This window comes from Castellaniella sp. FW104-7C03 (genome assembly GCF_040276085.1).
Lineage (GTDB): Bacteria > Pseudomonadota > Gammaproteobacteria > Burkholderiales > Burkholderiaceae_B > Castellaniella.
Map to the genome: position 1 here is coordinate 303,111 of NZ_JBELOK010000002.1, position 24,238 is coordinate 327,348.

Annotated in this window: 24 protein-coding genes; 8 read left to right on the forward strand and 16 right to left on the reverse strand. The window is 58.0% G+C overall.

Annotation, left to right across the window (positions count from 1 at the left end):
- The first annotated feature begins 13 nt into the window (after nucleotides 1–13).
- Nucleotides 14–625: a HutD family protein gene (locus tag ABS758_RS03415; protein WP_350380347.1), complete on the forward strand. Its 612-nt coding sequence runs from the start codon at nucleotides 14–16 to the stop codon at nucleotides 623–625.
- On the opposite strand, the gene ABS758_RS03420 is transcribed toward ABS758_RS03415, so the two are convergent.
- From ABS758_RS03420 to ABS758_RS03430, 3 genes are read right to left on the reverse strand one after another with little or no spacing between them, the layout of a single operon-like run.
- Nucleotides 525–1,907, reverse strand: coding sequence for a replication-associated recombination protein A (locus ABS758_RS03420; protein WP_350380344.1), 1,383 nt, complete (start codon nucleotides 1,905–1,907; stop codon nucleotides 525–527). The genes ABS758_RS03415 and ABS758_RS03420 overlap by 101 nt on opposite strands.
- Nucleotides 1,907–2,557 carry an outer membrane lipoprotein chaperone LolA gene (lolA, locus tag ABS758_RS03425; protein WP_350380341.1) on the reverse strand — a complete coding sequence of 217 codons (651 nt, stop codon included), beginning with the start codon at nucleotides 2,555–2,557 and terminating at the stop codon, nucleotides 1,907–1,909. The genes ABS758_RS03420 and lolA overlap by 1 nt, the downstream gene beginning before the upstream one ends.
- 5 nt (nucleotides 2,558–2,562) lie before the next feature.
- Nucleotides 2,563–4,917: a DNA translocase FtsK gene (locus ABS758_RS03430; protein WP_350380339.1), complete on the reverse strand. Its 2,355-nt coding sequence runs from the start codon at nucleotides 4,915–4,917 to the stop codon at nucleotides 2,563–2,565.
- Between the two features lie 45 nt (nucleotides 4,918–4,962).
- Between ABS758_RS03430 and trxB the strand changes: the two genes are divergently transcribed.
- From trxB to ABS758_RS03445, 3 genes are read left to right on the forward strand one after another with little or no spacing between them, the layout of a single operon-like run.
- Entirely contained in the window at nucleotides 4,963–5,922 is a 960-nt protein-coding gene (gene trxB, locus ABS758_RS03435; protein ID WP_350380839.1) for a thioredoxin-disulfide reductase, read from the forward strand.
- On the forward strand, nucleotides 5,909–6,679 hold the full coding sequence (locus tag ABS758_RS03440; RefSeq protein ID WP_350380337.1) for a Smr/MutS family protein: 771 nt from the start codon (nucleotides 5,909–5,911) through the stop codon (nucleotides 6,677–6,679). The genes trxB and ABS758_RS03440 overlap by 14 nt, the downstream gene beginning before the upstream one ends.
- On the forward strand, nucleotides 6,669–7,004 hold the full coding sequence (locus ABS758_RS03445) for a DMT family transporter (RefSeq protein WP_350380335.1): 336 nt from the start codon (nucleotides 6,669–6,671) through the stop codon (nucleotides 7,002–7,004). Before ABS758_RS03440 ends, ABS758_RS03445 begins: the two co-directional genes overlap by 11 nt.
- 185 nt (nucleotides 7,005–7,189) lie before the next feature.
- Here the strand turns inward: ABS758_RS03445 and ABS758_RS03450 are convergent, their stop codons facing one another.
- The 5 genes from ABS758_RS03450 to ABS758_RS03470 all read right to left on the reverse strand — a co-directional run bounded on the left by ABS758_RS03450 (nucleotide 7,190) and on the right by ABS758_RS03470 (nucleotide 14,337).
- Nucleotides 7,190–8,971, reverse strand: coding sequence for a putative bifunctional diguanylate cyclase/phosphodiesterase (locus ABS758_RS03450; protein WP_350380332.1), 1,782 nt, complete (start codon nucleotides 8,969–8,971; stop codon nucleotides 7,190–7,192).
- 24 nt (nucleotides 8,972–8,995) lie between these two features.
- Nucleotides 8,996–10,696 (reverse strand): IS1634 family transposase, encoded by a 1,701-nt coding sequence (locus tag ABS758_RS03455; protein ID WP_350380330.1) that lies wholly within the window; start codon nucleotides 10,694–10,696, stop codon nucleotides 8,996–8,998.
- 142 nt (nucleotides 10,697–10,838) lie between these two features.
- The gene (locus ABS758_RS03460; protein ID WP_350380328.1) at nucleotides 10,839–11,747 is read right to left on the reverse strand and encodes a GAF domain-containing protein; all 909 of its coding nucleotides are present in this window, start codon (nucleotides 11,745–11,747) and stop codon (nucleotides 10,839–10,841) included.
- Nucleotides 11,748–11,827: 80 nt separating this feature from the next.
- Nucleotides 11,828–14,020: a DNA/RNA helicase domain-containing protein gene (locus ABS758_RS03465; RefSeq protein WP_350380327.1), complete on the reverse strand. Its 2,193-nt coding sequence runs from the start codon at nucleotides 14,018–14,020 to the stop codon at nucleotides 11,828–11,830.
- Entirely contained in the window at nucleotides 14,017–14,337 is a 321-nt protein-coding gene (locus tag ABS758_RS03470; protein ID WP_350380326.1) for a nucleotide pyrophosphohydrolase, read from the reverse strand. Before ABS758_RS03470 ends, ABS758_RS03465 begins: the two co-directional genes overlap by 4 nt.
- Nucleotides 14,338–14,556: 219 nt before the next feature.
- On the opposite strand from ABS758_RS03470, the gene ABS758_RS03475 reads away from it, so the two are divergent.
- On the forward strand, nucleotides 14,557–15,927 hold the full coding sequence (locus ABS758_RS03475; protein ID WP_350380324.1) for an 8-oxoguanine deaminase: 1,371 nt from the start codon (nucleotides 14,557–14,559) through the stop codon (nucleotides 15,925–15,927).
- A gap of 80 nt (nucleotides 15,928–16,007) precedes the next feature.
- Nucleotides 16,008–17,375, forward strand: a complete 1,368-nt coding sequence (locus ABS758_RS03480; protein WP_350380322.1) for a nucleobase:cation symporter-2 family protein — start codon at nucleotides 16,008–16,010, stop codon at nucleotides 17,373–17,375.
- Between the two features lie 78 nt (nucleotides 17,376–17,453).
- Here ABS758_RS03480 and ABS758_RS03485 read toward each other — a convergent pair whose 3' ends face one another.
- From ABS758_RS03485 to icd, 6 genes are all read right to left on the reverse strand, one after another.
- Nucleotides 17,454–18,290 (reverse strand): universal stress protein, encoded by an 837-nt coding sequence (locus ABS758_RS03485; RefSeq protein ID WP_350380321.1) that lies wholly within the window; start codon nucleotides 18,288–18,290, stop codon nucleotides 17,454–17,456.
- A 114-nt stretch (nucleotides 18,291–18,404) separates the two neighbouring features.
- Complete coding sequence (locus ABS758_RS03490; RefSeq protein ID WP_350380319.1) at nucleotides 18,405–18,833, reverse strand: universal stress protein; 429 nt, start codon at nucleotides 18,831–18,833, stop codon at nucleotides 18,405–18,407.
- A gap of 112 nt (nucleotides 18,834–18,945) precedes the next feature.
- A complete protein-coding gene (locus ABS758_RS14970; RefSeq protein ID WP_492304490.1) occupies nucleotides 18,946–19,104 on the reverse strand; it encodes an anti-virulence regulator CigR family protein in 159 nt (52 codons plus the stop codon).
- Between the two features lie 9 nt (nucleotides 19,105–19,113).
- On the reverse strand, nucleotides 19,114–19,617 hold the full coding sequence (locus tag ABS758_RS14975) for a hypothetical protein (RefSeq protein ID WP_492304488.1): 504 nt from the start codon (nucleotides 19,615–19,617) through the stop codon (nucleotides 19,114–19,116).
- 122 nt (nucleotides 19,618–19,739) lie between these two features.
- Nucleotides 19,740–20,306: a tellurite resistance methyltransferase TehB gene (gene tehB / locus ABS758_RS03500; RefSeq protein WP_350380317.1), complete on the reverse strand. Its 567-nt coding sequence runs from the start codon at nucleotides 20,304–20,306 to the stop codon at nucleotides 19,740–19,742.
- Between the two features lie 154 nt (nucleotides 20,307–20,460).
- Nucleotides 20,461–21,717 carry an NADP-dependent isocitrate dehydrogenase gene (icd, locus tag ABS758_RS03505; protein ID WP_350380315.1) on the reverse strand — a complete coding sequence of 419 codons (1,257 nt, stop codon included), beginning with the start codon at nucleotides 21,715–21,717 and terminating at the stop codon, nucleotides 20,461–20,463.
- 211 nt (nucleotides 21,718–21,928) lie between these two features.
- Here icd and ABS758_RS03510 point away from each other — a divergent pair, with 211 nt between their 5' ends.
- Complete coding sequence (locus ABS758_RS03510) at nucleotides 21,929–22,378, forward strand: DUF1841 family protein (RefSeq protein WP_350380313.1); 450 nt, start codon at nucleotides 21,929–21,931, stop codon at nucleotides 22,376–22,378.
- Nucleotides 22,379–22,434: 56 nt separating this feature from the next.
- Here ABS758_RS03510 and ABS758_RS03515 read toward each other — a convergent pair whose 3' ends face one another.
- Nucleotides 22,435–22,791: a c-type cytochrome gene (locus ABS758_RS03515; protein ID WP_350380311.1), complete on the reverse strand. Its 357-nt coding sequence runs from the start codon at nucleotides 22,789–22,791 to the stop codon at nucleotides 22,435–22,437.
- A gap of 9 nt (nucleotides 22,792–22,800) precedes the next feature.
- Nucleotides 22,801–23,157, reverse strand: a complete 357-nt coding sequence (locus tag ABS758_RS03520; RefSeq protein WP_350380309.1) for a c-type cytochrome — start codon at nucleotides 23,155–23,157, stop codon at nucleotides 22,801–22,803.
- Nucleotides 23,158–23,320: 163 nt separating this feature from the next.
- Here ABS758_RS03520 and ABS758_RS03525 point away from each other — a divergent pair, with 163 nt between their 5' ends.
- Entirely contained in the window at nucleotides 23,321–24,181 is an 861-nt protein-coding gene (locus ABS758_RS03525; protein ID WP_350380307.1) for an AAA family ATPase, read from the forward strand.
- Nucleotides 24,182–24,238 lie beyond the last annotated feature (57 nt).

The following is a 24,238-nucleotide window of genomic DNA, read 5'->3' on the forward strand; positions in this document are numbered from 1 at the left end:
ATACCCTCTTCCGATGCAAGACATACACCGCTTTATCCCCGCCAGCCAACTGACAGACCTCCCATCTTTGGACGGCCATCCAAGCACCCGTACTATCGTGACAAGCCCCGATGACGAAAGCAGCCAACCCTTGTGGTGCGCACAGATGCTGCGCCTGGATGCCAGCGGGCTGGTCGCAGGCCAGGAGGGCATGGACTGCATTGGCGTCCTCACCAGTGGCGGGCCATTGCTGCTGATCCGGACAGCATCAGGCAACGAAACCACGGTAGCATCGGGCGGGCGCCTGTATTTTGCAGGCGAAACGCAGTTTCAGGCGGCCAGCCCCGACGGCCCCACCGAGTGGTTTCAGCTGATGCTGGCACGCAAGCAGGCCCATGGCTGTGTAGATGTGCGTAGAGGCGATCAGGCACTGCCCCTGCGGCCTGGCGAAACCCTTTTGCATTGCGTACAGGGCCAGTTTCGGGCCGAGCTTCCGGCGCACCTGGGGGGCCATCAAACCTTGGCGGCCGGTGATACCGTGCACCTTACTTTGGATTACGTGCCTTTTTTTCGTTTGAATCTGCTTGCCCTGACGCCGGATGCGCGCCTGGTGGATGCGCGTGTGAATCAATATCCCACTGCCTGAGCTGATTGAGCTTGTCGCCGATCTTGATTTCGAGCCCCCGGGGAACCGGCTGATACCAGCCGGGCTCATCCATACCATCGGGCAGGTAGGTTTCGCCCGCGGCATAGGCGTTGGGCTCATCGTGGGCATACCGATAGGCGTGGCCATAGCCCAGTTCTTTCATCAGGCGCGTGGGGGCATTGCGCAAATGCACAGGCACTTCGCGGCTGCGATCTTTTTGCACAAACGCCCTGGCCTGCTTGTAGGCCATGTAACCCGCATTGCTTTTGGCCGCGATTGCCAGGTAGATGACTGCCTGTCCCAGCGCCAGCTCGCCTTCAGGGCTGCCCAGGCGCTCGTACGTAAGTGCGGCATCGTTGGCAATCTGCATCGCGCGCGGGTCTGCGAGGCCGATATCCTCCCACGCCATGCGCACGATGCGTCGTGACAGATAACGGGGATCCGCCCCCCCATCGAGCATCCGTGTCAGCCAATAAAGTGCCGCATCCGGATGAGATCCGCGTACTGATTTGTGCAGGGCAGAGATCTGGTCGTAAAACTGATCACCGCCTTTATCAAAGCGCCGGGCATTGAGCATCAGGGCGTTTTCGATGAATGCGGCATCTATCTGGTTGACATCACTGGCCCCGGCCGCTGTGTGGCATTGCTCCAGCAGATTAAGCAGCCGGCGAGCGTCACCATCCGCATAAGCAATCAGGGTATCCACCGCGTTATCGGAAAAACTGAGCGAAACAAGACAGGTTTCTTGTGCCCGCTGAAACAACCGCCTGAGTTCGGGATCTGAAAGTGGCTTGAGCACATAGACCTGTGCCCGGGAAAGCAACGCCGAGTTGACTTCAAAGGACGGGTTCTCGGTGGTGGCACCGATAAAGGTAACCAGACCACTTTCGACAAACGGCAGCAGTGCATCCTGCTGCGCCTTGTTGAAGCGATGAATTTCGTCGACAAACAGAATGGTGGCGCGCCCCTGTGCCTGCTGCTGCCTGGCCTGCTGCATGGCCTCACGAATATCCTTGACCCCGGAAAATACCGCTGACAGGGCAATGAAGGCACAATCAAACGCAGTGGCCATCAGGCGGGCCAGCGTGGTTTTACCCACGCCTGGAGGCCCCCAGAAAATCATGGAATGGGGCTTGCCCGACTGAAACGCCAGCTGCAGCGGTTTGCCTGGGGCCAGCAAATGAGGTTGCCCAATGACTTCGCCGAGCGTGCGCGGGCGCAGGGCCTCTGCCAAGGGAATATTTTGGGGTGCTGCACCCAGCAGCTCGCCTTGTGTGGCCATCAGTTCATCTTGACGAGGTCAACACCCTCGGGCACAACGAACTGAAACTGCGAAGCCGGAATATCCGGATTTGCCTTGAGTGCCATGAACTGAATGTGCGTGGTTTGCCCAAAGGCGTCCAGAAGCTCGAGCCGCTTGGGCAAGCCATCCGCAAACCCGATGTCTACATAGGTAAATCCGGCATCCGGCGTTTTGGGAACGGCCCGCAACCATTGCAAGCCATCACGATCCGGCTGTGACTGCACATTGAAGGCGTCATCCAGAGAGCCCGAGCCAAATAGCAAGGCGGCAGGTGATGCTCCCACCGCCTGCCCGGCCTGGCGCTGGGTCACCTGAGCGAGATCGGGATCGTATTGATAGACGTGCTTGCCGTCGGAGACAATGAGCTGGGCATAAGGTTTACGCACCTGCCAGCGAAATTTGCCAGGCCGCTGAAACGCAAATGTGCCCGTCTGCGACCGCGCCTTGCCGTCTGGGCCTTTTTGCTCTTGCTGAAACTCGCCGGTGGCCGATTTCACCTGATCGACAAAGGTTTGGAGCTGCACCTGAGCGGTATCGACCGCGTGACTGACGCCCGGTGCCAGTGCCAATGCGCAGGACAGCAACAGGCCGGCCCACAAAGGTTGACGCAAAAAAATAAGGGAACTCATGGGCATTACTCGTCTTCGCCGGATTTAGCCGGCACAAGGAGATCGCGGTTGCCATTGGGCTGTTGGGGGCTGACCAAACCCGCACGCTCCATTTGTTCGAGAATGCGTGCCGAGCGGTTATAGCCGATCCGCAGATTACGTTGGACAAACGAAATGGAGGCTCGCCGGCTACGCATAACGACTTCGACCGCCTGATCATAAAGGGGGTCGTTTTCCTGATCGGTGAAGCCCGTGACAGAACTGACGCCATCGCCGGTTTCACCCTCGAGTGTGCCCTCGAGCAGGCCCTCGACGTAATCAGGCTCGCCGGATTCTTTAAGAGACTCGACGACACGATGGACTTCGTCGTCGTGCACAAAGGCCCCGTGTACGCGTGTGGGCACACTGGTGCCTGGCGGCTGATACAGCATGTCCCCCTGCCCCAGCAGGGTTTCGGCACCCATCTGATCCAGAATGGTGCGTGAATCAATTTTGGACGACACCTGGAAGGCAATGCGCGTGGGGATATTGGCCTTGATCAGGCCGGTAATGACATCCACACTGGGACGCTGGGTAGCCAGAATCAGGTGGATGCCTGCAGCCCGCGCCTTTTGCGCCAGACGCGCAATCAGCTCTTCGACCTTCTTGCCCACCACCATCATCAGATCGGCGAGCTCGTCGATCACCACCACGATCATGGGCAGGGTACCCAGGGGCTCGGGCGCATCGGGCGTCAGAGAAAAAGGATTGGGAATGGGTTCGTCTTTTTTCTGGGCGTCGCGAATCTTGGCATTGAATCCCGCCAGATTGCGCACGCCCAGCTTGCTCATGAGCTTGTAGCGTTTTTCCATCTCGGCCACACACCAGTTCAGTGCATTGGCCGCATGGCGCATATCGGTAACTACCGGCGCCAACAAGTGAGGGATGCCCTCGTAGACGGACATTTCGAGCATTTTTGGATCAATCAGGATCAGCCTGACCTGGCTCGCATCGGCCTTGTACAGCAAGGACAGGATCATGGCGTTGATGCCCACTGACTTACCTGAACCCGTGGTACCCGCCACCAGCAAATGCGGCATCTTGCCCAAATCGGCCACCACTGGATTGCCAGCGATATCCTTGCCCAGCGCCATCGTCAGCAACGAACCACTGCTGTGATAAACCTGCGACCCCAGGATCTCGGTGAGACGCACCATCTGCCGGCGCGGATTGGGTAGCTCGAGCCCCATGAGGTTTTTTCCGGGGATGGTCTCGACCACCCGGATGCGCACCAAACTGAGTGCACGCGCAAGATCCTTGGCCAGGTTGACGATCTGGCTGCCCTTGACGCCTACCGCCGGCTCGATCTCGTAGCGTGTGATGACCGGGCCCGACTGTGCAGATACGACCGTGACGGTTACGCCGAAATCGGATAGCTTTTTCTCGATCAGGCGGGAGGTGAATTCGATGGTTTCGGGTGAAACGCTTTCTTGGGCCTGCTCGACGGGATCCAGCAAAGACAAAGCCGGCAAGCTGCCGGCCAGCGCGGGATCTTCTTTGGCGGTAAACAGGGCCTGTTGCTTTTCTTGCTGTACCCGTGGCGAGATAGGCACGGTTTTAACAGTGGGTTCGATGCGCACGGGCTGCTCGTGCACCAGCTGTGTCTGGCGGGTTTCAACGATTTCCTGGCGCTCGGCGGTGGCGGTTTTGCCAGCCCGACGATCCTGCAAGGCATTTTTCCAATCCAGGAGGCGACGAAAGAAGAGCTCGATGCCCAGGCCAACGCGCTCGGAGACATTAAGCCAGGAGAAACCAAAAAACAGACTGGAACCAACAATAATGAAGGCCAGCAAGAGCAAGGTGCCTCCGGCTTGCCCCGCCACCTGGGCCAGGCCGGCCGCCAGCAGATGGCCCAGTTGCCCGCCCGCCCCGGCAGGCAGCGTTACCCCCCAGCTTTGCAAGCGCAGAGACTCGATACCCATGCATCCCAGAAACAACAGGGTAAAGCCGATACCGACCTCCCAGCGAACCCGGGGGAGGAGCTCGGGCACCCGTGTGGGCAGCACGATGCGGGTAAGCCGATAAAAACCCGCCACCACGTGGCGCAGCATCAGGAGCACCCATAGCCAGGCAGAGGCGCCAAACAGATAAAGCAGCAAATCAGCTACGTACGCGCCGAAGGTGCCTCCCCAGTTATGGGTGACACCGGTATAGACCGAATGCGACCAGCCGGGGTCAGCCCGCTGCCAGGTAGCCAGCACGAGGATCAGCCATGCGGCGACCGCAGCCAAAAGGATCCACCGCGCCTCGCGTAGCAGACTGCTCAGGCGTGTTTGCAGTGCTGACGGGCCGTTGCGGACATTGCGCGTCGAGCGCGGAGTGCTTACCGGAATTCTTGCCATCTGGCCATTATAATTGCGGGGTTGATCATGAACGGATTTTCTGTGATGTCTAATGTAAAGCACGCCAAAGTGATGATTTTGGGCTCTGGTCCGGCTGGTTACACTGCCGCAGTGTACGCAGCCCGCGCCAACCTGTCTCCAGTTTTGGTTACTGGCCTCGAGCAAGGCGGCCAACTGATGACCACCACCGAGGTGGACAACTGGCCGGCCGACGTCGCCGGCGTCCAGGGCCCAGACCTCATGCAGCGCTTTATGGAGCACGCCCAGCGATTTAACACCGAAATGGTGTTCGACCACATTGCCAGCGTTGATCTCTCCAAGCGCCCGTTTGTCCTCAATGGCGACACAGGCAACACCTATACCTGCGATGCCCTGATTATCGCCACCGGGGCATCGGCCCAGTACCTGGGCCTCGAAACCGAGCAGGCTTTCATGGGCCGCGGGGTATCCGCATGTGCCACCTGCGACGGCTTCTTCTATAAAAACCAGGACGCGATCGTGGTGGGTGGCGGCAACACAGCCGTCGAAGAAGCCCTGTACCTGTCCAACATTTGCCGTACGGTCACCTTGGTGCATCGTCGCGACAAGTTCCGCGCCGAGCCCATCCTGGTCGACAAAATGATGGAGAAGGTCAATAACGGCAATATGCGGCTGAAGCTGTTCCACCAGTTGCAAGACGTGCTGGGCGACGATTCCGGCGTCACCGGCGCACGCCTTGTGGACACACAAACCGGGAAAACCGAAGATCTCGCCGTCACTGGCGTCTTTATTGCCATCGGCCATAAGCCCAACACGGCCATCTTCGAAGGCCAGGTTGCCATGGAAAACGGCTACATCACCACGCGCAGCGGCCTGCAAGGCCTGGCCACCATGACATCCATACCGGGTGTCTTTGCCGCGGGTGACGTCCAGGACCACGTCTATCGGCAAGCCATCACCAGTGCCGGCACGGGCTGCATGGCTGCCCTGGACGCTCAGCGCTGGCTGGAGAATGAAGGACTCTAAACCAACGCTGTCTGATTTACGCCAGCTGCAGGCCAGTGCCAAGCAGGCTGCGGCGCGCCAGCCCGCAAAGCCTGCCGCCACCCAGCCCCGGGCCAACAACCCGCAGCGGGCCTCTGGCACAGGCGCCAACCCGCCTGCCGGGGCAGTCTCGTCAACTGTTTCCATACTGGATGCAGAAGACCGGGCACTGTTCAAACAGGCGGTGCGGTTTGTGCGCCCGCTGGCCAACCGTGGCCCGAGGTCGCGCGCACTGACACCCCGCGCATCAGAATCCCAGCTGCAGGCCAGGCGGGAACACGCACAGGGTGGGCCTGAAGCACCCCGCCCTGCATTTGGGCCCAGCCACCAAGCTGAGGCTGCCTACCGGTTCTTTAACCCGGACGACCAAGAGTTTCTACGTCATGGATGCGGGCCAGACCTTTTGCGCGGCCTGCGGCGCAACAAATGGCCAAGCCAGGCCACGCTGGATCTGCACGGAAACTCACAAGAACAGGCGGCTGAACGCCTTGACCGCTTCCTGGATGCTTGCCTCACACACCAGATCCGCTGCGTTCGTATTGTGCACGGCAAAGGTATCGGATCTCGTGGAGAGCCCATCCTGAAAGCCTTTGTACGCCAACACCTGTGCCGCCTGAGTGCCGTACAGGCCTGGATCGAATGCGCCGAACGGGATGGCGGTTCAGGTGCCGTCTCTGTCTTGCTGCGGACACCCAAAGAGTCTCACCACACAAGGGAAGCCTCATCTGATGAATACTAGCTGGCTGTATCTGATCATCGCCATCGTGGCCGAGGTGATCGCTACATCGGCACTAAAAGCCTCCAATGGCTTTAGCCGCACGATTCCTTCTGTGATTACCGTCATCGGCTATGGGGTGGCGTTTTACCTCCTGGCACTGGCCCTGCGCACGATTCCTGTCGGGGTTGCCTACGCAGTGTGGTCAGGGGTGGGTATCGTGGCCATTGCCCTGATTGGGCTGGTGTTTTTTGGCCAGGCGCTGGATACCGCCGCAGTTATTGGTGTCGGCCTTATTTTGGCAGGCGTACTGGTGCTGAATGTTTTTTCGGGTGCAGGCGGGCACTAACAGGAATAAAAATCGGGCGTACAAATGAACAGGGCCAACGATGATATCGCTGGCCCTGCTGTTTTTTGTTTTTTATGAGTACTGCCTACAAATGAAAGCGCTGTCTATGCTGCGCTGGTGCCCGATCAGGGCTGTCTCCTCACCTGCATGCTCAGCATTATGCAGGTTGAACGGATAAATAACACCTAGGGATGTCCCGTAGGCTTGTGAGGCTCAGCACCCTCGCCCCCTGGAGGGAGGCCTCCAGGGCGGTTCTGGATCTGCCAATGCTCTGCGGGCTGGGCACTACCGTATAGCAAACCTTGTGCGCGTTCACAGCCCATGGCCATGAGATGGTCACGCTGCGACACAGTTTCAACCCCTTCTGCCACCATATGGATATGCAGCGCACGGGCCAGACCAATCACAGCCGACACAATTGCGGCACTGCGCGACGGTCGCCCCGAGCCTAGCTGGGAAATAAAAGAGCGATCAATCTTGAGCGAGTTGAGCGGAAATTGATGCACATGGCTAAGTGACGAAAATCCGGTACCAAAATCATCCAGCGCAACCCGTATCCCCGCTTTGTTCAGGGTACCCAAAATACGGGCAGCAGCCACCGGGTCTGACAACAGGGAGCTTTCAGTGACCTCGGCGCAGACCTGTTTGAACGGTATTCGATGAAACGACAGCAGCTCAAGAAAGCGGCCGGCAAAATCCTGTCCGTGGAAATGATGCGGGGACAGATTGAGATTGATGACTTGATCAGCCCCCAGAAAGCTGGGGACGACCTGACAGACCTTGTCGTAGATATGCCAGTCGAGGGCCTCGATGAGGCCGGTTTTTTCAGCCACGGGTAAAAAGAGATCAGGGCCCAATACCCCCTTGTCGGGATGAAACCAGCGGATGAGCGCCTCGAAGCTGACAACACGGGCGTCTGCCAGCTGCACGATCGGCTGAAAATACGGTACAAACTGCCCAGTTTCAAGCCCGACACGCAACTGCTGCTCGACATCCAGCACGTTGGTTGCGGTGTCGTGCACCCTGGCATCAAACATCACAAAGCAGCGGCGCCCAGCCGCCTTGGCCTGATACAGGGCAGTATCGGCGTCATGCAGCAGTTCATCGACAGAACAGTAATACCCCTGACCCATGGCAATGCCAATACTGAGGGAGACATGCAGCCGGCGCCCGGCAATTTCGATGGCTTCCTGCATGCGCGCCTGTATTCGCTGCGCCACCTGGCATGCATCAGCAGGCTGTCGGCAATCCACTAAAATAATTGAGAACTCGTCTCCGGCCAGGCGCCCGAGAATATCGGGCGAGCGGACGCAGTCGGCCATCCGGATGGCGACCTCCTGCAAGACACGATCACCTACCTGATGCCCCAACCCATCGTTAAACAGCTTGAAGCGGTCTACATCCAGATATAACAGGGCAAATTGGCTGTCGGTCTGCTGCTTTTGCCGGGCCAGTGCAATTTCGAGCTGGTCGCGCACATAAACCCGATTGGGCAGGCAAGTAAGGGGATCGTGCATGACCTGATGCTGGAGCTGTTGCTGCACGTGCTCGCGCACGGCTATCTGGTGCTGGAGCTCGATGGTGCGCTCACGCACCCGTTGCTCGAGCTGGATGTTCAGCGCCTGCAATGCCTGATCCTGCTGACGCCGCAGCAAGGTAGCAGCGATCTGATACGAAACGAACGTGAGGAGATCGGCATCCTGTCGGGTGAAATGCAGATTGGTGCGATAGCTTTGCACAACCACCACACCAATCACCCCTTGGGTGCCTGTCAGGGGGGCCCCTAACCAGCAAACTGCCGGCTCGCCGTAAGTAGCGGCATGTACTTCACCTCGCGCAATCAGCTGACTGATTTCAGTGTCCGAGAGCAGCACGGTTTGCGCACAACGCATAGCGTACTCGCTCATCCCCCGTCCGAGTGGGCGCTCCCGAGTTCGACAGCTAAAATTCCAACCTGTTGATTTCATGGAGTGTTTCTTCAGAACGCTCCATTACAGATTGGCGTAGGCGGCGTCTGCGGTCGGCTTCTTGACCTTCAGGCTTGCGAGCACCGCCACCTGCTGCGCGTCCATGGCGGAGATCCCGGTGACCGGCGCCTGCCCGGCGAACGCCACTTGATGCGTCTGGATGCGGCTCAAGGCCCAGAGCGCGCGATCAGGGGACTGCACGTCGGGCACGGGCGTCTGCCTCAGGCGTGCGCGCATCACGCGCGCGAGCACCAATGCGATAAAACAGATATAGGCATGCGCCCGAATGCGATCAGGTAGCCGGTGGTAGACGGGGCCGATCTCAATGTCGGATTTGAGCATCTTGAAGCCGCGCTCGATGTCGGCGAGTGACTTATAGCGGGCGATGACTTCGGGGGCTACCAGATCCGGCGTGTTGGTCACCAAGAGCAGCTTGCCGTCCATGGCCCGCGCCAAGGCGAGCGCCTTCGGATCGATGTCGTAGGTGAAGAGTTCGCTTTTGAGATCCACCCGAACGATGCGCCGCAGGTGCGCCTCGCACACGGCGTGATAGAACCGGGCGCGTACGCCCCCGTCCGAGAGCTTGCGGCCCCGATTGCGGCTACCCGAGTCCTGAGCATCAAGCTTGCCGACCCACTGCGCGGCCTGGGCTTCGAGGCCGGCGATCATGACATCGCGCTGGGCCGCCTGCTCGGCAGCCCGTGCACGGTCGTGGGCGACCACCAGGCGCAGATCGTTCCAGCGCAGCTCGTCGACCACCTCCGGATCTTCACTGGCGGCGGCCCGCGCGTTGATAGGAGCAAGCAGTTCTGCGAATTCACCGTACCGGCGCCCAGGCACTGCCAGGATGAATTCCAGCGGAGCTCCCGAGGGCAGCACAACTTTCTGCAGCTCCTCCAGATTATCGAGCGAGAGCAGCCCCCGGTCGGCGACCGCAATCACCCGCCGGATGGGGAAGCGCTCCAGCACCTTAGAGAGCGAGCTCTTCAAGGTTCCCACCTCGGCCGTGTTGCCGGGGAAGACCTCGTGGTAGAGCGGGATACCGTCGGCCGTCTGCACCAGCCCCAGCATGAACTGGCGGGCGATGATGGACTCCTTGGACATGCCGAACATACGGATGTCGCCCGCTTCCTCGGAGAGCCCCTCGGCACGAACAGTCGTCATGTCGTAGAAGACCACCGAGAGGTCATTGTCCACGAGCGGGCGCACGGCTTGTGCCAGCGCCTCATCGATTACGTCCTTATGCTCCAACACCGCGTCCATGGTGCGCAGCAGCTGCTGGTGGGTGACCGCTTCAAGATCCAGCTCGGGAACGCTCACGGTCTTCGTCCAGCGCAGCAACCCGAGCTTGGAGTGGGCGTCGCACAGGCGGTTCATCACCATCAGCCGCAACAGCGCCTCCAGGTCGATTCGGTGACGGGTGCGCTGGCGCAAAACGTGACGCAGGCGATCGAGCCCGAGCTGCTTCCAGATCTGAGTGAGCGCCCAAAGGTCGCCAAACGCCCGAGACGAGTCGAATGTCGCTGTGCCATTACTGGCGTTCAGTTCCAGGCCGAGGATGCGTCCAAGTCCGTCATGCACGGACTTGAGCGGCTCGCCGCTCAGTTGATCGAGACGGCCGAGCGTGGCCACGGTGCGCTGCTTGGGGCGCCCAGCCTCATCGCGATAGGCCTCGACGAGCTGCACGTAGCGGCGCGGGCCTGACTTGGTGACTTTGACGAACATGCCACTACTATATCATCCAACATATCTCCATCACAAGAGGAAGATAGGCTATTACGTGCCATTACAAATAAAAGATCAAAAGTGTTGTGAACCCTCATGAATAGGTGGTCTGCAAGGAAACGATCAGATCAAAGTGTCGAACTCAGGGGCGCTGGCCAATGCGGCCTCCCAGCTCGTCTACATAATAGGGGAAATCCAGCCATCGATTATCAGCAGATTTAAGTGCAATATAAAAATTTTCGACGTTGATGAGCTCGCCCACAGCCTGATGCAGGCTGTGATAAAACTCTTTGGAGCTGATCTGCTCGTGGCTGAGGGCCGCAATGCGGTACAGGGTTGATTGCAGATGTGCTGCCCGCTCGCGCTCTTGTACTTGCTCCTGCAAGCGGGCGTTTACCTGGGCAAGCTCTCTGGTGCGCTCGGTCACCCGGCGCTCGAGAGCCTCCTGGCCCATCTTGCGTTCGACAGCATTGAGCACATGTTCGGCCACAAACGCCAGCACGTCTTGGTCGGACTGCGAATACCCCCTGCCCTTTTGATAGCTTTGTACGGCAAGCACGCCGTACACCTGGCCATCACGACGCATGGGCACGGCCATAAAGTCTATCGACGGGCTGCCGACATTATGGTGACGATCCAGCCCGAGGGCTGTTGTAATTTGCAGCGATGACCCGCGCATGGGCTTGCCATGACGAATCATGCCCACCGTGATGCTGTTTTGAAGTTCTGTTGCGGTGAATTCCTGATCAGGGTGATAAAGCTCGCCGTCGACCTCATCCACAAAATATATAAACCGAAGCGTATCGTGCTGCGGGTTATACAACGCAATAAAGAAATTCTCGGCGTACATCAGCTGCGCAATGCTGCGATGCAAGCCGCTCAGCAGGCTTTGCATGTCGGACGCAGACCCGGCCATATCGGCAATGTCAAACAGCGCCCTCTGCAGGCGCTCGGTGTGTCTGAGCCGCTGCAAGGATGCACGCAACTGCTTCACCAACCCAGCCTTGGGAGGTGTTGCCCCCGCTGATGCGTTAGGATGCACGCGCGCCATGATGCCTCCCGGTGACGCCGAGACGAAATTATTATTAGTGCAGTATAGCGGTAGTAAAAAGCCTGGCGAACACCATCCGTCTATTTATCCAGCACACACACAAAGATACCTACCACGCGATAACGGGCCCCATCATCTGCAGATAACTCGATTGTCCTGAATTCGGGATTATCCGATCGTGGTTTCAGACGGATCATCGTATGCTGCCAGCCCTCTGCAGACGCAATCTTCAGGCTTTCGTATTCTTTAACCGTGTACCTTGAACCCAGATCCGCATCTTCTGGTGTATCGCACTCGACAAGCACAATCCTGCCCTGGCGGCTGCCCCCGTGATCCAGCCGAAAAAGGCAAATGGCACCGTTGGGGATCACTTGGTTCATGGACTCACCGGTTACCTGACAGGCAAAGAGATCCCTGGCAGCCTTCATACTAGGCGGCACACCAATCCAGGTAGTGTCTTGCACAGCCTGCAGTGCGCCAAAGCCTCCTGCCGCCGCTTTCAGATCGTACAGTGGCACCGCGTTTTCATAGGGAAGCAGCTTGGGGGCCTGCCGCAGTTGCACACGGGACGCCGCTGGCTGATATTGCGGAATATATTGCCGCAAGTATTGACGCAGGCCGGTGTCGCAGGCATAAACGAAAGTACCCCGAATACCACGCAGCAGGATCGTTTTATAAATATTCAGGATGTATTCTTTGATGGTCTGATCAGGCATCGCGCGCTGTTGGCCGTTACGGTCGTGGTACTGCGCACGATCAATGGTCAGACAACGCTGCGTCGGGTCATAGCGGATTTCAGGGCCAAAAATAATACCGGCATAATTCAAATCGTAGCCTTGGGTGGTGTGGATGCAGCCGACATCTTCGTGGGCTCCCTGAGTATTGATCCAGTCGTTTGCCGTGCGGTTCCAGCGCAGGGAAACCCCATCGAGGGTCATATCAAACTGATCCGGCTGCTTTTTGCTTGCCCACGGCCAGGCATAACCGGCAATCAGGCGGGACAAGCCAAACGATTGGTCTCGCACACGGACCTCCCGAACCATATCCACCATCGAATCAAACAGCAGAAATTCATAATCCGGTGACCGATATGGCGCACTTTGGCCCAGCTGGATGCTTAATAAACGGTCAATAAACTCAACATACGAAACACCTGCCTTGACCCGAAACTGGGACGACAGCGTCAGATTTCGGGTGTCACGTGAGGTACGCAGCCGCTCGAAGACGGCAGCCGGCGCATCCGAAGGCTTGACAGACTGAGCCTGGTCGTAGAAAAACACGGCCTGGCGGGCTTGCTTGCCTACCCAATCCACCTCCGAACATGTTTGCGGATCCAGACCAAGCGTGCGGCATGCGTTATCAAAGACACCAAAATAAGCCCCCAGATTGACCCGTCTACGCAAGCGATGTGATTCATCAACCAGCACAAGGTCGTACTGATTTCGAGCAAGCTCCGCAGGTGCAATCACCATGCCGGGACTTAAGCCGGCCACTTGCCTGAACGCCTTCTTGAGGGTGGCGCGGAAAGAAGCCATGGGCACAACCAGGGCCATCCGCAAGGCTGGATGGCGGTCACGAAACTGGGTGACCAGATCACGCAAAAGCAGTTCGTCTTCGGAGAACTCACGCAGACTAAGCTCCTCTGCCTTTGAATTCAGCAGCTTGAACAGGAAGATCGCCAGCACCGTTTTACCCGTGCCCGCACCGCCTTCAACCATCAGGGTTTTGATGCCGGGTTGCAAAAGCGATTGCAAAACTGCCAACAGGCCCTGGCGCTGGTCGTATGACAAGGATTTATAAGGTGAGTACTTGAAGATGTCCGAATTACCAATGGACTCGAGCGAGTGCTGTGCCAGGCCCGCCGCCTGCAGTTGATCCCAGGTTTTACGGAAAATACCGTCGTAGAGCTCGTCTTGCTGATAATAATGATGGCTGGCGAGCCCCAGATTGCCGTTCAACAACCGAAACCGGCCATCTGCCGCCATATATTTGATCAGACCTGATTCAATATCCAGCGTGGCCGATTTATTGAACAGGCCGCTGCTGATCAAATGAACGGTATCCAGCCCCTGCTTGGCCGGCGTCTTCAGGTGTGTGGCCATGCGGGTGCTCGTATCACTGGTTTCGCCCACATAAGCAGTGCCAGACGCCTGATTACTGAGCACGTACACCAGCGGCCAGTGGTTGGCTGCATACACGTTGTCTTGCCAGGCATCCAGCTGTGACAGCGCCAGGGGATACCAATCGACGCTAACCAAGGGCGGCTGGTTCATAGCTCGGTGTATTTCCTGGCAGAACCTCGGGCGAGATCCACCGGGTAACGTGATTCGTTTCTGGCAATCTTGGCCAGCACAATATCGCGGACATTCAGCTGGCAGGCATCGGCCAACAGCAAGGCATAAGAAAACACATCGGCCAGCTCATCTGCGATCCGGTCTTTATCCGCAGCCTCGGCCGATTTCCAGAGAAAGGTTTCAAGCAGCTCGGCGGATTCGACATTCAGGGCAATGGCGAGATCCTTTGGATTATGAAACTGTTGCCACTGACGTGCATCTCTGAACGCCCGCAGTTTCTCGATAAGCTCGTCCATCTGTTTGCCCTTGAAAAATCCCCTCAAGCCGCATCATAACGTGGGCAGTCGGACAAGGTACCCGACACGGAGACAGCCAGAAAGGTACGTCGTTGATGCTCATGCGCCCAACTGCGTTATTTGGAAGCACAAATGTCAAACATCACGTCTTTCCAATGACTTTAGCTCGGCGCCTACCTATCATGACCCAACGCTTTTGACGACAGGATGTACGCACAGATGAGCGCTTCAAGCAGCACACAGCAAACCCTCTGGATACGCCAACCCCTGGCCTGTTCAGACCCGGCCGCCTCAGGCGGCATCGTTGTCATGGGCGACAAAATTATCGAACAGGTCGCGGCTGGACAACAGCCCGCACAACAGGTGGATACGGTGTTCGATGCCTCGCAGCATGTACTCCTACCGGGGTTGGTAAACACCCATCATCATTTTTACCAGACGCTGACACGGGCCTACACGGCTGCCCTGAACAAGCCACTGTTTCCCTGGCTAACCACGCTATATGACGTTTGGGCAGGGCTGGACGACGAGCAACTGCGCGTAGCCAGCGAGCTGGCCATGGTTGAGCTGCTGATGTCAGGCTGCACAACGATAGCCGATCACCACTATGTGTTTTCAGGGGCCTTGCAACACGCCATCGACAGTCAGGTAGAGGCAGCCCGATTGGTAGGTGTGCGAGCGGCCCTCACCCGGGGTTCGATGAGCGTCGGACGCGACGAGGGCGGCCTGCCACCGCAATCTGTGGTGCAGGACGAACAAACCATCCTGGATGACAGCGCCCGCCTGATCAAGCAATATCACCAGCCAGGCAACGGCGCCATGGTGACGGTTGCACTGGCACCTTGCTCTCCGTTTTCAGTCAGCCAGGCGCTGATGCGTGCCAGTGCTCAATTGGCCCAGGCGCAGCAGGTACGCCTGCACACCCACCTGGCCGAGACAGAAGCCGAAACCGCATATTGCGAGCGGCTGTTTGGCATGCGTCCACTGGATTATCTGGACGACTGTGGCTGGCTGGGCAAACAGACCTGGCTGGCACACGGCATTCATTTCAACGACAGCGAGATCCGGCGCCTTGGCACCGCAGGCACCGGTGTGGCCCATTGCCCTTCTTCCAATATGGTGCTGGGCAGCGGCCTGTGCCGGACCATCGAACTGGAAGCGGCAGGTGCGCCAGTTGGGCTGGCCGTCGACGGCTCGGCCTCCAACGACCACTCCAACCTCGCCCAGGAGATGCGCCAGGCACTGCTGCTGGGCCGCTTGCGATATTCGCCTGACCAAGTGACTCACGAAGCGGTCATCCGCTGGGCCACACAGGGATCTGCCCGCTGTCTGGGCCGCACGGACATTGGCGGCTTGAAGCCCGGGCAACAAGCCGACCTGGCACTGTTCGGGCTGGACGGCCTGCGATTCTCGGGCGCCGAAAACCCCTTGGCGGCCTTGCTGTTATGCGGGGCTGACCACGCAGACCACGTCATGGTGGCAGGCCAGTGGCGCGTCCGTTCGGGCCAGCCCGAGGGCATCGATCTGGCGGCTCTGCGTAGCCGGCACGAGGCTGCGGCACGACGGCTATGGAGGCATATCCGGCACTGACCAATCCCCTTGCCTACTTACTATATTTCTGGTCGGCAATGCACCGGCCACTGATCTGCACACCAATCTGGAGACACTTCATGACCAACACATTGGAAATACATAAACAAGGACGTCCGGAAGACGAGAACCCCGGACTCCTGGCCAACCTTGCTTTCGGGTTTCAACACGTACTGACGATGTACGGCGGCATCATTGCCGTGCCACTGATTATCGGGGAAGCGGCGGGACTGCCACCGAATGAGCTGGGGCTGCTGATTACCGCCTGCCTGTTTATGGGCGGTTTGGCCACCTTGCTGCAGACACTGGGCATCCCTCTGTTTGGCTCCCAACTGCCTCTGGTTCAAGGCGTCTCGTTCTCGGGCGTCGCCACAATGATTGCCATCCTGAATACTGGCGGTGGTCTCCCGGCAATCTTCGGAGCAGTGATTGCATCTGCGCTCATTGGCTTGCTGATCACTCCGGTGTTCTCGCGCATCATCCGTTTCTTTCCGCCACTGGTTACAGGGATCGTCATCACCACGATCGGCCTCACATTGATGCCGGTGGCAGCCATGTGGTCAATGGGTGGCAATCAGACAGCCCCCGATTTTGGCAGCATGGGGCATATTGGTCTTGCCGCCGGAACGCTGGCAATCGTGCTGGTGTTCAGCCGCATGGGCAATGCCACGCTATCACGCCTGTCAATTTTGCTGGCCATCCTGCTGGGCACAGTGATTGCCGCAGCCACTGACCAAGCTGATTTCTCGCACGTCACCCAGGGTGACTACCTGGGCCTACCCACACTGTTTCATTTTGGTTGGCCTACCTTTGAGGCTGCCGCGATCGTCTCAATGACTATCGTGATTTTAGTGACCCTGGTTGAAACCTCGGCCGACATCCTGGCTGTTGGCGACATTATTGAGACCAAAATTGATTCACGTCGCCTGGGTAATGGCTTACGGGCCGACATGCTTTCCAGCATGATTGCGCCGGTCTTTGGGTCATTCACGCAGAGCGCTTTTGCTCAAAACGTAGGACTGGTAGCCGTTACGGGCGTGAAAAGCCGCTATGTCGTGGCCTTTGGCGGCCTGATCCTGATTGGTCTGGGTCTGGCACCTGTGATGGGCAGGCTGGTGGCCAGCATTCCCGCACCAGTGCTGGGAGGTGCGGGCATTGCGCTATTTGGCACAGTGGCTGCCAGTGGGATCCGGACTTTGGCCCGGGTTGATTACGAGAACAATGCAAACCTGGTGATTGTGGCCACAGGCTTAGGCGCCGGGTTGATCCCGATTATTGCGCCAGGGTTCTATGACGCGTTTCCCACTTGGTTTTCGACCATTTTTCAATCGGGCATCAGCTCTGCAGCAGTGGTCGCCATCATCCTGAACCTGGTGTTCAATCATATGGGCAGACATCAGGCATCCCATGCGGCGCAACCCCCCGCAACCATGAAAGCAGCGGGTTAAGGCTGCACACGCGCCGCCTTAAGGCCTGCACCTGGCGATCCGCGTCCGGGCGGTCAGCCAGACAGCCCGGACACAGCCTTAATTGGACAGCAAGACCGGCACTGTCATGGTAGACAGCAGCGTACGAGATGCACCCCCCATGATCCACTGCCGCATCCGGCTATGCCCGTATGCCCCCATGACAATCAGATCGCTGCCGAGATCGGTGGCGGTATTGAGAATGACATTACCTACGCCAAAGCCTTCGCTGTCTTTTAGCAAATGGCGTGGCTGCGGATAGCCCAGGCTGACGCAGTAGTGGTCGAAATCGGCCTCGGTGAGCCCTTGCTCTTCGAGCATTTCAACGTCGCGGTCGATTTCTAGCACTGCCAGCTTGCGGCACTGCTGCAGCAAAGGCGCAGCGTCGGCAAACGCACGGGCAGCCTCACGGCGCTGATCCCAGCAATACAGGATTTCCTGGCCGATTGTCTCAAACGTACCGTAATTGGGGATCATCAATACTGGACGCCCGGCAGCCATCATCACGGTTTCAGGCAAATTGGGAGCCAGCGCAGCCATACGCTCGGAGCTGGGATTCTTGCTCATGATCAGGAGATTGCAGTAGCGTGCGTGCAAGCTAAGGGCAATGTCGGTTTGCCCGGTAAGACTACGCCATTGTGAGCGAACGCCCGCAGTGGCAGTTGTATCGAGAAACTGCTGGCGCACTGCGTCGTGATCGGTTTGGTAGCGCTGCCGCAAAATGTCTGTGACGTCGGGTGGCAGCATGGTTTCTCCGTGCAAGCGCCCAAAATTGCCGCCCGGGGCATATAGCCCGACCAGCTCGGCATCATGGTGTTTGGCCAGCAGCAAACCGGCATCAACACGACGGCTGCAGTCGTGATCATCACTTAAGTGGACGGCAATACGACCCAACATGACGGTTCTCCTGGTGTTTTAAAACCCACAAACGAAGAAGCTTGGCAACATGATCATCCTACCGGCAAGCACACAAAGGGTAAACAGAAGTGCCTTGCACTGCCAACAGACAGTTTAAACAGGCGATTTCACGAGCAACACCGGGCATTTGGAGAGCGACAACACCCGCCCTGCCACCGAGCCGATGACAGCATCGAGCAACATCCCGCGCCCATGCGCACCCATGACAATCATGCGTGCATCGATTTTTTGGGCATAGTCGACAATTTGCTGGGGTGCGAACCCCACCAGAGAATGGGGCTCGAAGGGTACTCGAGCTTCTTTGAGCACCTGGGTGGTGGGATCGAGCACCTTGGCAGATTCTTCGGCGTACCAGTCGTGGATGGTGTCGTTGTCGATAAATCGCCTGACGTGCACCGGGAGCTCTGGGGTGACGTGCAAAACATGCACTTTGGCGCCTTCAGTTAACAAGCCCTGGGTGACAAACCTGGCAGCGGCAAGGCTGTAGCCCGAACCATCTGTTGCCAACACGATATCAGACATAGTGCACCTCGATGTGTAGAGTGATGAGCCATCACGGGCTGTCGAAAACGGCTGAACATATCAAGCACAAAATGATGATAGCAAAAAAGCTTCGGGCTTCTATTGATCCTCGTCAATCAAAGACGTCATACAAAACATCGGCGACAACGGCTGTGGCTACTGCCACCAGGATCAAGTCCGTGCCCGCGACACGCCATTCGTACCCGGGGTATCTTGGCAGGCGACCCAAGAGCGAGCCAGGCACCATTTTCTTTGCAATTCCCGGAGGGATGGGTTTGCCTCATGCGAGGTTTTGCCGGATACCAGGAGGCAACGCAGAATAGCCGCTCAGGCCGAAATCCAGCGCATACCCGTGCGCCAGGGCAGCGGTTATCCCAGCATAGGCGAGATCGCCAAAATGGTTATCACCCTGCAATCGGCCGTGACGATCTCTATGATCGTCAAAATAGCCAAAATAGCGACCCTTGTCGTCATAACGGCGACCAGCATCATCACCGCGCTGATTGCCCGCGGCCCCACGGCCAGCCTGGGCGCCGTCATCGCGATAGCGGCGTGCATCCGCCCCACCCTTGCTTGCATTACCAGCGCCCACATTATTCTTGCCTGAATTTCCCTGACCAGAATGCGCAGACGCATGCGGGTTGCCCTTGCCGCCATTACCCCCGCTGACAGAATTACTTGCGTGGTTGCCAGACCCTTTGCCTTCAGGTGGTGCCGACTGAGCCGGTAGCGCCACTACACAAGCGGCCAATACGGATGCTGTTAACGCAATACGTGCTTTCATGCTGAGTTCCTCAAATACCGAGACAACTCAAGGGTACCGTCTGTTTTGGGCCAGAGGGTACCCATCATGTAACCGCTTGTAGGGCCCGCCCCCCACAAGGTTGACAGCTTATTTTTTGGGGCTCAGGCGGCCTTGCGTGCCAGCATGGTGGCAAACCGCAACCGGGCGCCATTGTGCATGGTGCCGACGTCCTCGTTGTATTTCACCAGATCCCAGCCTTTATACGCGGCACTTAACTGGCCTTCTCCGAAGGTGAAGGGGAAGTTCATAGGGCAGGGGTAGTCGGGCGTATCCATGGCGCACACGATCAGGTTGTACCCACCAACGCAAGTGTGCTGTTGCATATCGGCCAGTACAGCCTCCACCTTGGCGGCATCGATAAACATCAGTGTCACCGTGCACGCGATAAAATCGTAATCAGTGTCCAGACCGGCCTCGGCGATGTCGTACAGGCGCGGCGTGAGGGTATCGAGGCCCTCTTGGTCGACGACAGACTGCAGCTGCTGGATGGCAGATGGGTTGATATCTACGGCAGTGACCGTAAAACCTTGCTGGGCCAGATACAGTGCATTGCGCCCCGTAGAGCACCCCATATCCAGAGCCAGGCCAGGCTTGACAAGCTGACAGGCTGAGACAACTTCGCTATGTGCGGGGTTCAAGCCATATTTTTGATTCAGATCTGCAGACACGTGCACTCCTTGTTTGATACCCCGGTAGTGTAGGACACGCCTGCCTGATCCGGCCCTAAAACCATGCTTCCGTGATCAGCTCAGACACTAAAAAGCCCCGTTCTCCTGGGAAAACGGGGCTTTTATGGACCTTAATGGATCAGACCAAAACCGCTCACATGTTGTCGATCATGACCTGACCAAACCCGGAGCACGATACCTGGGTAGCGCCTTCGAGCAGACGGGCGAAGTCGTAGGTGACCTTTTTGGACAGAATGGATTTTTCCATGCTGCTGATGATCAGGTCAGCGGCTTCTGTCCAGCCCATGTGACGCAGCATCATCTCGGCCGAGAGGATCTCGGAACCCGGATTGACATAGTCTTTGCCAGCGTACTTGGGGGCCGTGCCGTGAGTGGCTTCGAACATGGCCACGGAATCGGACAAGTTGGCGCCCGGTGCAATACCGATGCCGCCCACCTGGGCCGCCAGCGCGTCGGAGACGTAATCGCCGTTGAGGTTAAGCGTGGCAATGACGTCGTACTCGTTGGGGCGCAGCAAGATTTGTTGCAGGAAGGCGTCGGCAATGACGTCCTTGACCGTAATGTCGCGGCCGGTTTTGGGGTTCTTGAACTTGCACCACGGGCCGCCGTCGATCAGTTGGGCGCCGAACTCGCGTTGGGCCAGACCATAGCCCCAATCGCGGAAGCCACCTTCGGTGAACTTCATGATGTTGCCCTTGTGCACCAGGGTAACCGTGGGGCGATCGTTGTCGATGGCGTACTGGATGGCCTTGCGCACCAGACGCTCGGTGCCTTCGCGCGACACGGGCTTGACGCCAATGCCGGAAGTCTCGGGGAAGCGGATCTTGTCGACACCCAGTTTTTCTTGCAGGAACTGGATCAATTGACGGGCCTTGTCGGATTCGGCCTCGAACTCGATACCTGCATAGATGTCTTCGGAGTTTTCGCGGAAGATCACCATATTGGTTTTCTCGGGCTCACGCACCGGAGAAGGCACACCCTTGAAGTAACGTACCGGGCGCAGGCAGACGTAGAGATCGAGTTGCTGGCGCAGTGCGACGTTAAGCGAGCGAATGCCCCCGCCAACCGGCGTGGTGAGCGGGCCCTTGATGGACACGACGTAGTCGCGCACAGCCTCGAGGGTTTCTTCGGGCAGCCAGACATCAGGGCCGTAAATCTTGGTGGATTTTTCGCCGGCATACACTTCCATCCAATGGATCTTGCGCTTGCCGCCATAGGCTTTGGCTACCGCCGCATCCACCACCTTCAGCATCACTGGGGTGATGTCCTGCCCGGTTCCGTCGCCTTCGATGTAGGGGAGGATGGGTTCATCAGGAATATTGAGGGAAAAATCCGCATTGACCGTGATTTTCTGACCACCGGCCGGGACTTTGATGTGCTGATAAGACATGAGTGCTCCAGTGTTGCTGGGGTTGTTGTTCAAAAGAGGGATCTGTGCGTGGCGTCGCAGTCTTATATAAGAGTTTAACGTAAAGTGGTACGAATGGCCTGACAAACCACCACTGCACCCCACACGTGTTGGAATCCCGCTCCTAACATCTTTTAAAATGCCGCCCTTAAAATATAAGGCATTCGCTCACTATTGGCACGCAATCTGACCCATGTTCAATCCATCCAAAGAGCAAGTCCGGGAATTTTTTACCGGCGCGTGGCGCAAGCGCCGGGACGGCGGTGTGCTGACCCCCCTGGAAACCATGGCTGCCGACCTCGTCGAGCGCCATCCCGAGTACCACGATGATGTGCAAGATCCAGAAGCCGCCACACGCGACTATCCTGTAGAGGCGGGCCGCACCAATCCGTTTTTGCACCTTTCCATGCACCTGGCCATCCAGGAGCAGCTCTCCATCGATCATCCGCCTGGGATCCGGGCGGCCTGGACAGCACTGCTGCACACGCACGATGAACACGAGGCGGCCCACATCATCATGGAAGCACTGGGCGAGGTGGTGTGGGAGGCCCAGCGGCTGGGCAAGCCCCTGGACAACGAACACTATCTTGAACTCATCCGCCGCCACGCCACGACAGGCCCTTCAGCCGGGCGTGGGACGTAAAAAAGGCCCTTTGACTGGGCCTTGATTGCACCGGGCGAACCGCCCGGATACCGCACTTACTTGCGCACAGCCAGCGGCGTGGGCAGCGTGGCCAACCAGGACGAGATGTTGTCGATATCGGTGGCGGACAACTGCATGGCCATCGCACCCATCACTGCATTTTTACGGACATTGGCAGAAGCAGGCTCTCCTCTTTGGCCACGTTGATATGCCACCAAAGCATGCGCCAGATAATCCTGGTGCTGACCCGCCAGGATGGGGTACTCGGGCATGATGGGCGACTTGGCATCCGCCCCGTGACACGACGCACAGGTGAATTTCTCGAAGGCAGCCTTGCCAGCAGAGAGATCAGCTGCTTGTGCGCTGACAGCAAAAAAACCACAACCCAACAGGGCAATCCAGAATGTTTTCATGGGGTCTCCCTATTTGAGGCTGGAGTAATAGGCTGCGACATCGGCCATGTCCTGCTCGGACAAGGTCTTGGCAATGGCATCCATGGTGGGGAAGGATCGCGCACCATTTGAGTATTCTTTAAGTGCCGCCACAATATAGGCCGCGTTTTGGCCGGCGATCATGGGGACATGGTACAACTCGGGATATGCTGCCTTGTACTCGGGGATGCCATGGCAACCAATGCACATGGACACCTTTTGAGCACCCGCCTGAGCATCGCCCTTGATTGCCGGGGCGTCTGCCGCCAGAGCCGAGCCTGCAAACAGGCAGGACACCAGCAAGGCAGCAGCCTGAAAGCCCTGCCCTCTTATTGCTTTTGACTTCATATGGCCTCTTGTCTCGTGTTTCGAATTTTAATGTCGGCATCGACCACCCAGTTTCGGGCCGATGAGGCATGTTGATTGTACGATAGTTGCCCTGACACAGACAGTCATTAACCATTTACCCTTAAAGCATCGACTTAACGACGCGTTTGCACGCCTTTCAACCATGACAAACTTTGCAGTTTCCAGCGAATCCCCGCGTTTTGAGGGCAGCAGCCGTTATGTTGCCACCAGCGCCCTGAAAATGGCCGTCAATGCGGCACTGACGCTGCAGCGCCCTTTGCTTGTCAAGGGAGAGCCAGGCACTGGCAAAACCCTGCTGGCCGAAGAGGTGGCCGCAGCCCTGAACCGGCCCTTGCTGCAATGGCACATCAAATCCACCACCAAGGCGCAGCAAGGCCTGTACGAATACGATGCCGTGTCGCGCCTGCGCGATTCGCAACTGGGAGACGCACGGGTCCACGATATTCACAACTATATTGTCCAGGGCGTGCTGTGGCAGGCGTTTGCTTCCGAAGAACCCTGCGTGGTGCTGATCGATGAAATCGACAAGGCCGACATCGAGTTTCCCAACGATCTGTTGCGCGAGCTCGACCGCATGGAGTTTCATGTATATGAAACCCGGCAAACCATTCAGGCGCGTCATAAACCTCTGATCATCATTACCTCGAACAACGAAAAAGACCTTCCGGACGCTTTTTTGCGGCGGTGTTTCTTTCATTACATCGAGTTTCCGGATCGTGCCACCCTCAGCGAAATCGTGGCCGTTCACTTTCCAGTATTGCAAGAGGACATTTTATCGGCCGCACTGGATGTGTTTTTCCGGCTACGTGAAGTGCCTGGCCTGAAAAAACGCCCCTCTACCTCCGAGTTTCTGGACTGGCTGCGCCTGTTGCTGGCCGAAGCCACCCCACCCACCTCACTGGCCCAAGGCGACATCCCCCCGCTGGCGGGTGCCTTGCTCAAAAACGAGCAGGATCTGTCGCTGCTCAAACGTCTGGCAGCGATGACCCAACGCGGGCGCTAGGACGCAACGGCCATGCCAGGGATCCGGTGGTCAGGGACATATGTGCGGGGTCTGGCA

Excerpts from the sequence above, each read along its gene's own strand:
- ABS758_RS03415 (WP_350380347.1), top strand. The coding sequence starts at position 14 with ATGCAAGACATACACCGCTTTATCCCCGCCAGCCAACTGACAGACCTC.
- ABS758_RS03420 (WP_350380344.1), bottom strand. The coding sequence starts at position 1,907 with ATGGCCACACAAGGCGAGCTGCTGGGTGCAGCACCCCAAAATATTCCC.
- lolA (WP_350380341.1), bottom strand. The coding sequence starts at position 2,557 with ATGAGTTCCCTTATTTTTTTGCGTCAACCTTTGTGGGCCGGCCTGTTG.
- ABS758_RS03430 (WP_350380339.1), bottom strand. The coding sequence starts at position 4,917 with ATGGCAAGAATTCCGGTAAGCACTCCGCGCTCGACGCGCAATGTCCGC.
- trxB (WP_350380839.1), top strand. The coding sequence starts at position 4,963 with ATGTCTAATGTAAAGCACGCCAAAGTGATGATTTTGGGCTCTGGTCCG.
- ABS758_RS03440 (WP_350380337.1), top strand. The coding sequence starts at position 5,909 with ATGAAGGACTCTAAACCAACGCTGTCTGATTTACGCCAGCTGCAGGCC.
- ABS758_RS03445 (WP_350380335.1), top strand. The coding sequence starts at position 6,669 with ATGAATACTAGCTGGCTGTATCTGATCATCGCCATCGTGGCCGAGGTG.
- ABS758_RS03450 (WP_350380332.1), bottom strand. The coding sequence starts at position 8,971 with ATGAAATCAACAGGTTGGAATTTTAGCTGTCGAACTCGGGAGCGCCCA.
- ABS758_RS03455 (WP_350380330.1), bottom strand. The coding sequence starts at position 10,696 with ATGTTCGTCAAAGTCACCAAGTCAGGCCCGCGCCGCTACGTGCAGCTC.
- ABS758_RS03460 (WP_350380328.1), bottom strand. The coding sequence starts at position 11,747 with ATGGCGCGCGTGCATCCTAACGCATCAGCGGGGGCAACACCTCCCAAG.
- ABS758_RS03465 (WP_350380327.1), bottom strand. The coding sequence starts at position 14,020 with ATGAACCAGCCGCCCTTGGTTAGCGTCGATTGGTATCCCCTGGCGCTG.
- ABS758_RS03470 (WP_350380326.1), bottom strand. The coding sequence starts at position 14,337 with ATGGACGAGCTTATCGAGAAACTGCGGGCGTTCAGAGATGCACGTCAG.
- ABS758_RS03475 (WP_350380324.1), top strand. The coding sequence starts at position 14,557 with ATGAGCGCTTCAAGCAGCACACAGCAAACCCTCTGGATACGCCAACCC.
- ABS758_RS03480 (WP_350380322.1), top strand. The coding sequence starts at position 16,008 with ATGACCAACACATTGGAAATACATAAACAAGGACGTCCGGAAGACGAG.
- ABS758_RS03485 (WP_350380321.1), bottom strand. The coding sequence starts at position 18,290 with ATGTTGGGTCGTATTGCCGTCCACTTAAGTGATGATCACGACTGCAGC.
- ABS758_RS03490 (WP_350380319.1), bottom strand. The coding sequence starts at position 18,833 with ATGTCTGATATCGTGTTGGCAACAGATGGTTCGGGCTACAGCCTTGCC.
- ABS758_RS14975 (WP_492304488.1), bottom strand. The coding sequence starts at position 19,617 with ATGAAAGCACGTATTGCGTTAACAGCATCCGTATTGGCCGCTTGTGTA.
- icd (WP_350380315.1), bottom strand. The coding sequence starts at position 21,717 with ATGTCTTATCAGCACATCAAAGTCCCGGCCGGTGGTCAGAAAATCACG.
- ABS758_RS03510 (WP_350380313.1), top strand. The coding sequence starts at position 21,929 with ATGTTCAATCCATCCAAAGAGCAAGTCCGGGAATTTTTTACCGGCGCG.
- ABS758_RS03515 (WP_350380311.1), bottom strand. The coding sequence starts at position 22,791 with ATGAAAACATTCTGGATTGCCCTGTTGGGTTGTGGTTTTTTTGCTGTC.
- ABS758_RS03520 (WP_350380309.1), bottom strand. The coding sequence starts at position 23,157 with ATGAAGTCAAAAGCAATAAGAGGGCAGGGCTTTCAGGCTGCTGCCTTG.
- ABS758_RS03525 (WP_350380307.1), top strand. The coding sequence starts at position 23,321 with ATGACAAACTTTGCAGTTTCCAGCGAATCCCCGCGTTTTGAGGGCAGC.